This is a genomic window from Amazonocrinis nigriterrae CENA67, assembly GCF_016056305.1.
GTDB lineage: Bacteria > Cyanobacteriota > Cyanobacteriia > Cyanobacteriales > Nostocaceae > Amazonocrinis > Amazonocrinis nigriterrae.
Window position 1 is genome coordinate 23,065 of sequence record NZ_JAECZC010000110.1, and the last position, 9,695, is coordinate 32,759.

Genomic DNA, 9,695 nt, shown 5'->3' on the forward strand with positions numbered 1-9,695 from the left:
CGACTTGAACGGACTGCCTGCACAAAGATTATACCTTCACTCCATAGTCAGGACAAATTCTGGCTAACTCAGAAGCGATCGCATCTATGGTCAAACGAATTTGTTTTTCGCTATGAGTGCAATTGATGAAGAAGCGTAGACGCGCGGCGTTCTCTGCTACTGAGGGATAAATCATTGGTTGGACGTTGATCCCACGTTCAAAAAGTGCTTGTGACAGTTGGACGCATTGTGAGGAGTTGCCGACAATTACCGGGATTACAGGTGAGTTTTTACACAGACCTGTATCTATGTTGTGTTTCCGGGCTAGTTTTAAAAATAGTTGGGCGCGTTCGTGCAGTTTGGCTACTCGCTGTGGCTGGGCTTTGAGTACTTGAATGGCACTCAAGGCGGCGGCGGCGTTTGCTGGTGTGATGCCAACGCTATACAAAAAGCCGGGAGCTGTATATTTCAGGTATTCAACTAATGCTTTGCTACCTGCAATGTAACCACCACAACTTGCAAAGGATTTGCTCAAGGTACCCATCCACAAATCTACATCTTGGGGATCAATGCCGAAATACTCGCCAATGCCGCGGCCGTGTTTTCCTAGCACACCGATGGAATGGGCTTCATCTACCATCAGGAATACTTTGTGGCGTTTCTTGATTTCGATCAACTGGGGTAGTTCGGGGATGTCGCCATCGACGCTGTACACGCCTTCTATGGCTACTAGCACTTTTTGGAATTCGGCTCGGCGATCGCTTAGTATCTTATCAAGTGACTCCCAGTTGTTGTGCGGGAAAGGTAAAGTCTTGGCTCCAGATAATGAGCAACCTTCTAAAATACTGTTGTGGATGAGTGAGTCGTACAATATCAGGTCTTTCGACCCAAATAAATGGCCAATGGTGGTGACATTGGTGGCGTGTCCACTGACATAAACGATACAGTCCTCAACCCCTACAAGTTGCGCTAGTTCCTTTTCTAACTCTTGGTGCAACGGCTTTTCGCCTGATACCACACGACTTGCTGATACGGAGGTGCCGTAGCGGGCGATCGCTTCAATAGCTGCACTAGTCACCACAGCATCGCCAGACATGCCCAAGTAGTTGTAGCTGGAGTAGTTAATTAGTTCTTGCCCATTAATTATAGCTGTATCGTCAGATACTTTCTCATTGACTCTAAAATACGGGTTTCCCCCCATGATTTTGATTTCTGCAAGTCGCTGTTTGAGATTGAGATATTCTGGTGCAAAATCGAAATTATAGTATTCAAGGGGAATTTCGTTGTTGTTGGCAGATGCGATCGCTGGAATCTTTTCGTCTGGATATTTAATCCTGCCATTGTTCATCACTTTTGATGTCACTTCATTTATACCAAGTGAGTTAGTTACAGTAGGAATCTCAATTTCTTGGGCTAGATGCTCAGCAAGGCTAGCGATGGTGGGGTAGTCCCAGGTACTATTGGCAGAAAGTTCGCGTCCTAACCAATTACCCAAATCACTAACCAACTTGATGCCGGTGACTGAATCTAGACCATATTCAGCAAAGGACTTGTCAATGTCAATCGCATCCAACTCTACTCCTAATTCGTTGGCTATCCATTTTGTTAACCAATTTTGAATCGATTCAGCAGTGTAAGGAGAAATTTGCCAATTTGTTGCCAAACCTTTACCATTCAAACTGAAAGATTCTCTGGAGTGATTGCTCTGAGTTGGGTTTGCTGTTGCTAAGTTTTGACGCAATAACTCATCAACTGCATGATCTTCACCAAAAAGCGTCTGTTCTAAATCCCCAATGGTTTCACTATAGCTGGATACAAGGTTTGTGGTTTGCTTGGCACTCAGCGCTACAAGTTCATCTGGTGTACCCATGAGGGCGTTATTCAGTGTCAGTTCAAACTTCATTTGTGCCCATTCTACAGCCCTGCTGATTGGTGGCGATTGGTTGGACTGATATGCTTTTTGTACTGCTGCCAGCAAAATAGCATATGTAGCTAATTCCCCAATTAAAACAGATGCCCAGCGACTTGCACTAGAACGCTCACCAAAAACAGAATTTGACCCACAACGGGCATTGATGCTTTGGGCAGCATCTTGCAAACGATTCGAGACAGCTGGCGCTCCTAGGGTTTGAGAGAGAAAATAATCTAGTTCCTTGCTGCTGTGCAGGACTCGCGATCCCAAAAACATGTTCAGGGTTTCCGTAGGCCCTTCAAAAATGCGGAAGAGTCTAGCATCTCGCAGAATCTGGGGTGCAAGATTATTTTCCAGATAGCCACGACCCCCCAGCAGTTGCACTAGGGTATCCGCAGCTTTCCACAAGAATTCTGGCCCGGAAGTTTTACAAGCTACATAGGCTTCTTCGGGGACATTCTGCCCAGTATCGAGTAAATCTGCTATCAATCTCACTAGTGTTTCTACGGCAGTAATGGCTGCTGTCACTTCACTAAACCGCGCCAATGTCACAGGATTTTCTAGCAAACTACCAGTAGCAATAGAACGCCGAGTTGCATAACGGTGCATGAGTTGTGCTACTCGTTTCATCCCTCCCACACTGATTGCTCCCAACCCCAACCGAGCAAACATAAATGTATCCTGGGCGACTTCCATACCTGCTCCTGGTCGCCAAAGCAGTTGGCTGGGTTCCACTGGGACATCGTTAAGATAGATTGTATTTTGCACCATGCCCCGCATTCCCATAGTCAAAGCTTCCGGGCCAATTCGCAAGCCTGGTGTTCCTTGACGCACAACAAAAGCAGTCATACCACTCGATTGTCCGTTAGCATCTAACAGTTGGACAAAAACGTTAATTACACCAGCCCAAGCAGCAGAACCACTCCAGATTTTCGTGCCATGCAATTGCCAGCCACCTTTGCCATTTGCTACAGCTGTGGCTGAAATGGCTCTAGGGTTTGAGCCTGCACCGGGTTCTGTGATTGCCAGTGCAGCCATTTCCCGACCAGAGGAGAGTAGGGGTAAAAGTTCATCTTTTAACGTTTGTGTGGCGTAACGCTGGATAGGGCGAATACCCAAAGTATTGTTGCCACCGACAAAGGTTGCAAGGGTTAAATCGCTGGCGGCAATTTGTTCAATGACGCGCATGATATCGCGGTTGGTGAGTGCCAGTCCTCCATAATTTTCAGGTACTTGCATTCCCAAAAGCCCGCGATTTCCGAAATCGAGTACAATGTGCGGTGGTATCGAACGTCGCTCATCAATTAGACGAGAATTAATGCGTTCATTGGCGTAACTGCGAAACCAATCGATAACATCGTTTGCCCGCTGTTTACTAATTTCCGCAACTGATGCCGATAAATACATTTTTGGTTCTGAGTAACTGAGAGGTTCTGTAGAGATTTGCTCAGAAATATTTTTTACTATATTTTTAGTACTGGAAGTATACAATACATCCAAACTGCCAGCTAAAAAGCTAGTTTGGCAACTGAGGCGTTGAATCTTCCCACTAGAAGTTTTGGGGATGCTGCCAGTTTTCAGTAACACTACGGCATACACTTCTAGTTCTTGAGCGTTCCATATTGCCTGACGGATAGCTTTTGCTACTTCCTCCAATTCTCCATTCCGTATGTAACTGCGCTCTACTTCACAAGCCACCACTAACCGTTCAGTGCCATCAACTTCAACTGCAAATGCAGCGCTGGCACTGGGTCGCAAAGCTGGATGACTTGTTTGTGCGGTCAGTTCAATATCTTGGGGGTAATGATTGCGTCCCCGGATGACAATTAAGTCTTTAATGCGACCTGTAACAAATAGCTCACCATTGTGTAAAAATCCCAAATCTCCTGTACGCAGAAATGGGCCATCACCTGTATCTTGCAAGTATGCACCGAAGGTATTTTCTGTCTCAAGAGGTCGATTCCAGTAACCACCAGCGACGCTAGAACCAGCAACCCAGATTTCACCGACTTGATTCGGGGCGCAAGTAGTTAAAGTTTCTGGGTTGGCTATAACAATTTGTTGTTCTAGTATGGCTCGACCACAACTGACGATTTTCTGGACTTTACCACTTTCTTGGTTTGATAGAACTACTTGGTTTTGCTCTAAAGCTTCGCTCTGCACTTTTTCAACTACGGGTGCAGCAGCTTTGGTTCCACCACATACAAATAAAGTTGCTTCTGCCAAACCGTAACATGGGTAAAATGCCTTGTGAGAAAATCCACACTCAGCAAAGGCATTTGTGAATTGTTCTATGGTTTCGGCGCGTACCTTTTCGGCTCCGTTGAAAGCCACAGTCCAAGTACTTAAGTCAAGGTTTAACCGTTGTTCGGGGGGAATTTTACTGACACACAAGTCATAAGCAAAATTGGGGCCGCCGCTGGTAGTAGCTTTGTAGCGAGAAATCGCTTCTAACCAACGCACAGGACGCTGTAAAAAAGCTACCGGAGACATGAGAATGCATGGTACACCCATATACAAAGGTTGCAGCACATTGCCAATTAAACCCATGTCATGGTACAGGGGCAACCAGCCGACAACTATGGTTTCCTGGGTATGTTGAAATCCTTGCTGGATTAATAATTGATTGTGGAGGAGATTTTGATGGCTGACCATTACTCCTTTGGGAGTAGCGGTAGAGCCGGAAGTATACTGAAGAAATGCCAGTGTGTCGCTATTAACCTTGGTAGGCTGCCAATCAGGAGCAAGGTTGCTGGCAATATCATCGGTGGCTAGCCAATGCAAAGCTGCGAGTTCTGGTGCTTGTTTAAAGCTATGTTCAATATTGGTGAAAACAGATGTTGTGGTGAGTGCGAAAGCAGCCTGTGCATCAGCCACTATGGCTTGCAATCGGTTCATGCGTTGGTTGCGTCGCGGTGGATACACAGGAACGGCAATCACTCCAGCATATAAACACCCGAAAAAAGCAGCGATAAATTCTATTCCAGGCGGGTAGAGTAGGAGTGCCCTTTCTCCAGTGGCTTTCATGCTCTTCAGCACCACAGCGATCGCTTTTGCCTTTTGGTCTAACTCTTGATAAGTTAGGTTGACTTCTTCTGTTTCTGTGTTGTGCAAAAAGGTAAAAGCCAGTTTGTTTGGTTGGGAGAGCGCCCGATCGCACAATATATCTACTAGACTGGAGAATTTAACGAGATTTTCTAAAAGCAAATTTTGACTCCCCTGAAATACTAAATTCAGCTAGCAACTTTCATGTCTTTAAATTTACCAAGATTACCTTAAAAAGGGACTTAGCAGATCACAAAACAGACACTAAGATACTTAGCTAGTTCTCGCGCGTGGAGTTGAACAATCATGGTAATATGATTGCCTACAATCAAATTCGTTAATGCATATTAGGCTCTATTTGTACAGTGTGTAGTTATAAAAAATTGGGCAAAAAATCACTGTATCTAGAAGAAATATTGTATCAGTATAGTTGAGGTAATTTTCGAGAAGTTGTAATAGTCACACAATGATGATATTAGGAATTTTTGGGTAAACCAAGGTATTGAATAATCAGTTTATCAAGCAGGCGATCGCTTAAAATTTTCGACAGCCAGATACTCATTCGGGCATCCCATCCCACTACATAACGAGTTTTTGGTTTTTTAGCGCTCAGCGCTTTGGCTACTGCTTTGCCAACTTCTGATGCAGGAAAACCATTCTGGCTTAACTTTTTGGCTGTGTTACGGGTGGCATCTACAGCTAGTGAGTATAATTCCAACGCTTGAGGCGGCAATTTGTTCAAGATATCATCGGCTAAAGTTATGGACTTATTCCAAATTGGCGTTGTCACTGTGCCAGGTTCAATAATTACAACCTCAATACCCCAAGGTTGCAGTTCTACCCGCAGCGCATCTGTAAGTGCTTCTAATGCAAATTTGGAAGCAGAATAAGGGCCGAGAAAAGGCACAGCAACTTTGCCGTTGTCAGAACTAATGTTGATCACACGACCTTGTGCTTTTCTTAAAAGTGGTAAAAATGCCTGAGTAACCGCTATCTGTCCAATCACATTTACTTCCAGTTGCTTCCTTAACTCATCAATAGGAAGAAATTCTAGTGGCCCAGCCACGGCGATACCAGCATTGTTGACTAAACCAGCCAAACCAACATCATTTAAAGTTGCGCTGATAGTGTTTGCTGCTGCTTGAATCGACGCTTCATCGGTGACATCTAACAAAAACGGTGTCAATCTAGCTGAGGTTTTACTTTTTAACTGCTCACCATCAACATCACGCCGCACACCAGCGAATACCTGGTATCCTAAATTATCTAGGTAAATAGCACTGGCTTCACCTATTCCACTTGATGCACCAGTAATCACCACTGCTTGAAAAGTTTCTTTGCCAGCCATTGAGGTAAATTAAATCCTACAAAAATGAGAAGATATGCTTAGAGCAAAGTCAAGGAATTAGTTATTAGTCTACTCAAAATCAGTAACACTTTTTAATGTAAGTACAAGTTGCCTCTTAAAAGCATAAAAATACAGCAGTAGCCAGTAGGGTGCGTTGTCGCCCAGCGCAACGCACCAACAACAATTCAAGGTGCGTTAGCCCTCTGCCTAGAGTGAGATTAAAAATATGGAATTACAAAAACCACATCTAACTCCGCCGTTTACCAAGGGTCATATCTCGGTAGCACGGATGACAAACTATTGGTACATTGCTTGTCAGTCCCAAGAACTAACTGACAAGCCACTTGTCCGTACAGTTATTGGTATTCCCTTGGTGCTTTTTCGGGGAGGAGATGGTAAGGCTGCTGCTCTTTTAGATAGATGTCCGCACCGTAACATAGCGCTGTCTTTGGGACAGGTTGTTAACGGTAATCTCGAATGTCCTTATCACGGGTGGCAGTTTGACAATAGTGGTACTTGTCAAGTAGTGCCTGGTTTGTGTAGTGTTCCAGATCAGAGTGGCACAAGAGCGGTAGCATACCCAGTCGTTGAGCAAGATGGCTTTGTATGGGTTTTTGGCAATGCTGATATCGAGCCGGAAACACTTCCCTACCAGTTTCCCAACATTAATGACAGCAGTTATACAACCTGGCGTGAAGAGTTTGCTTATGAGTGTACTCTCCATGCTGCTTTAGAGAATATCACGGATGTATCACATACTCCTTTTGTTCACACAGGTTTGTTACGTGGCGATCCCAAAAGAAAACAAATCACGGTTGCCATTAGAAATCAGTCGAATGGTATTGAGATTGAGTACCTTGATGAACCACGTCCTAGCGGTCTTGCCGCCCAAATCATTGCACCTAATGTGACGGAAGTCAACCATTTTGACCGCTTTCTACTACCATCTATGGCACAAGTAGAGTATCGGTTCGGAAACAACTATAACCTGCTGGTTACTCAAGCTATGACTCCGGTGTCTGATTTCCAAATCCGCAACTTTTTGGTTGTCACTTTTCGTTTAGGACTTCCTGGTTGGGTGATGCAACCTTTAGTGAAGTTTTTATTATCAAGCATTATTCGTCAAGATGGTGTTGTTCTCAAAGCTCAGGCGGAGAATATTCGCCGTTTTGGTGGTGAACAATTTATGTCTACAGATGTTGATTTAGTAAGTTCTCAAATTTGGTTTATGCTTCAGCAAGCAGAACGTGGTGAACTGCGCCAACCAAAGGAGATTAGTGAAAAGCGTGTTCAGATTCTTATTTAACTTGACCCAATAATTACTAATTCGTAATTCGCTTCGGCAGTACGGTCTTGGGGTTTCACGCCACTCCCAAAGGCTGGCGGGAAACCCACCCACAGGGGTGGCTCCCCAAGTGGAGTAACTGCCGAAACCGTAAGGGTAATTCGTAATTTTTGAATTTAAGGCTAATTCTATTAGGACTTACGCAAGTGTCATATTTTTTTGGTGTGAGTTGTACTAGGTCAAGAGTCAAGAGTCCAAAAATCAAAGTTTTTTGAACGCCAGTCGCGCGGCTGTCGGGAAACCCGCCCACGGCGCTGGCTCCCCTTGACTCTTGATTATTGACTGCCAGCGCAGAAAATATTTGTGCCAGTTGCGTAAGTCCTGTTAGTGTAATATTCTGCATGTCTGATGGGTAGGAATTTTTTAGCTACCAATTTGTGAAATAATGTACTTACCCATTTAAGTATGCGTAGAGGCAAAGCTTTTTGCTGTAGGTATTGCGCTTTCAGGAAATGGATCAAGTCGAATTGGAGTAGACAATATGAGTATATTGTATTGAGCCATGAAAAACTTAATTGTCTACGTTTTGTTGTTAGGAGTTGCTACTACATTATTAGTTAATAACCGCAGTATTGCTAACGAATCTGTGAATAAGAATAATTTCATTGTTGCACAAGCTGCTAGTAATGAAGAATTCATTGCTAGGGGTACAGAACCTTTTTGGAATGTTACTGTTAGCAAACGGGGAATTGTTTACAATTCACCAGGAACGCAACAGGTAAAATTCCCTTATGTCGCACCATTGAAAGCAGAGGGGCGTCCCGCAGATTTGGTAAGAGTATACCGATTAAAAGGCACAGGCAACAATACTTTAATTATTCAGAAAGTCAGCGCTTGTAGTGATGGAATGTCAGATAAAAATTATCCCTACTCGGCTATTTTCATTCAAGGTAATAAAATTTTGGAAGGTTGTGCAGAGAAAAAATGATATTTTTGGAAGTTGATGACTGATGACTGATGGCTGATGAACGCCAGTCGCGCGGCTGTCGGGAAACCCGCCCACGGCGCTGGCTCCTGATGACTGATGGCTGATGACTGTTGGCTTTGTTATCCGCCTGGGATAAATTCCCAGCTTCATAGCTAAAGCCTACTGAAGTAGACTAAAGATTTTTGGGGATATTTAGTCATCTATTCGATGACTTTTGCTATTAACAAGGAAGTTTAATTCCTCACAAGATGCGACTTTGACGTAAAGTTGACACTCACGACAACATTACATCAAAGTCGTATATTTGTATCAGGTATTTTGTGAAATTGTATAACCTGCTGTTCCACCTGTTCGCCAGTCAAGTGGTATACAATTGAAAATCTGTATAAACGCAACTTTCTTATCAACTCTCATTTATGTATCCTATTGACACACAATAAATAAGTCTATTAATAGTGGTTGTGAATTTTCCCTCATTGATACATATCGATTATCCCTCTCAAGGCTAGTGCCTGATATTTCTCAATGAGTCAGTACTAATAAAGAGTTGATGAGAGCAAAGTCACGTAATCCAAAGACATTACAGATATTATATGGGAGCAGTAATGTTTGATGGCTAAACCAATTAGTTTAACAAACCGTTTCAGCAGACAATTGATGCACTGGTTGCTGGTTGAAGACCGACAAGAGAAGAAAGGGCCTTACAGAAAGGAAGAAATACACCGCAAACACCCTTGGTGGCAGGTAATGTGCTTGACTGGTGTAGATTATTTCTCGACACTTGGTTACCAACCTGGAATTGCAGCACTAGCAGCAGGTGCGCTTTCTCCTCTGGCTACGCTGATTCTAGTTCTTTTAACACTGTTTGGGGCTTTGCCTATTTATCGAGTTGTGGCTGCGAAAAGTCCTCATGGTGAAGGGTCGATCGCAATGCTGGAACATTTGCTATCTTGGTGGCAAGGTAAGCTGTTTGTACTGTGTTTACTTGGCTTTGTTGCAACAGACTTCATCATTACTATTACACTTTCGGCTGCTGATGCCACGGCTCACATTATCGAAAATCCGCTGGCGCCAAATTGGCTTCACCATCAAGAAGTTGGTATCACGCTGATTTTACAGCAGTTTTCAGATGAATAGA

At 43.8% G+C, this 9,695-nt stretch carries 5 protein-coding genes and 1 pseudogene; 3 read left to right on the forward strand and 3 right to left on the reverse strand.

The window, feature by feature from the left end; all coding sequences use genetic code 11:
• Positions 1-28 precede the first annotated feature (28 nt).
• Together I8748_RS33600 and I8748_RS33605 are read right to left on the reverse strand one after the other, a co-directional pair.
• A complete protein-coding gene (locus tag I8748_RS33600) occupies positions 29-5,098 on the reverse strand; it encodes an aminotransferase class I/II-fold pyridoxal phosphate-dependent enzyme (RefSeq protein WP_198128808.1) in 5,070 nt (1,689 codons plus the stop codon).
• 313 nt (positions 5,099-5,411) lie between these two features.
• Positions 5,412-6,284: an SDR family oxidoreductase gene (locus tag I8748_RS33605; RefSeq protein WP_198128809.1), complete on the reverse strand. Its 873-nt coding sequence runs from the start codon at positions 6,282-6,284 to the stop codon at positions 5,412-5,414.
• 226 nt (positions 6,285-6,510) lie between these two features.
• Between I8748_RS33605 and I8748_RS33610 the strand changes: the two genes are divergently transcribed.
• Positions 6,511-7,590, forward strand: a complete 1,080-nt coding sequence (locus I8748_RS33610) for an aromatic ring-hydroxylating oxygenase subunit alpha (RefSeq protein ID WP_198128810.1) — start codon at positions 6,511-6,513, stop codon at positions 7,588-7,590.
• A 55-nt stretch (positions 7,591-7,645) separates the two neighbouring features.
• On the opposite strand, the gene I8748_RS34815 is transcribed toward I8748_RS33610, so the two are convergent.
• Entirely contained in the window at positions 7,646-7,972 is a 327-nt protein-coding gene (locus I8748_RS34815) for a hypothetical protein (protein WP_214662873.1), read from the reverse strand.
• Positions 7,973-8,131: 159 nt separating this feature from the next.
• Between I8748_RS34815 and I8748_RS33615 the strand changes: the two genes are divergently transcribed.
• Entirely contained in the window at positions 8,132-8,557 is a 426-nt protein-coding gene (locus tag I8748_RS33615) for a COG3650 family protein (RefSeq protein ID WP_198128811.1), read from the forward strand.
• A gap of 612 nt (positions 8,558-9,169) precedes the next feature.
• Positions 9,170-9,673, forward strand: a pseudogene (locus I8748_RS33620) (amino acid transporter); the annotation flags it as partial.
• Positions 9,674-9,695: the final 22 nt, after the last annotated feature.

Bases quoted from the DNA above. Each gene is read 5' to 3' on its own strand.
- I8748_RS33605 (WP_198128809.1), bottom strand. From the start codon at position 6,284: ATGGCTGGCAAAGAAACTTTTCAAGCAGTGGTGATTACTGGTGCATCA.
- I8748_RS33610 (WP_198128810.1), top strand. From the start codon at position 6,511: ATGGAATTACAAAAACCACATCTAACTCCGCCGTTTACCAAGGGTCAT.
- I8748_RS34815 (WP_214662873.1), bottom strand. From the start codon at position 7,972: ATGCAGAATATTACACTAACAGGACTTACGCAACTGGCACAAATATTT.
- I8748_RS33615 (WP_198128811.1), top strand. From the start codon at position 8,132: ATGAAAAACTTAATTGTCTACGTTTTGTTGTTAGGAGTTGCTACTACA.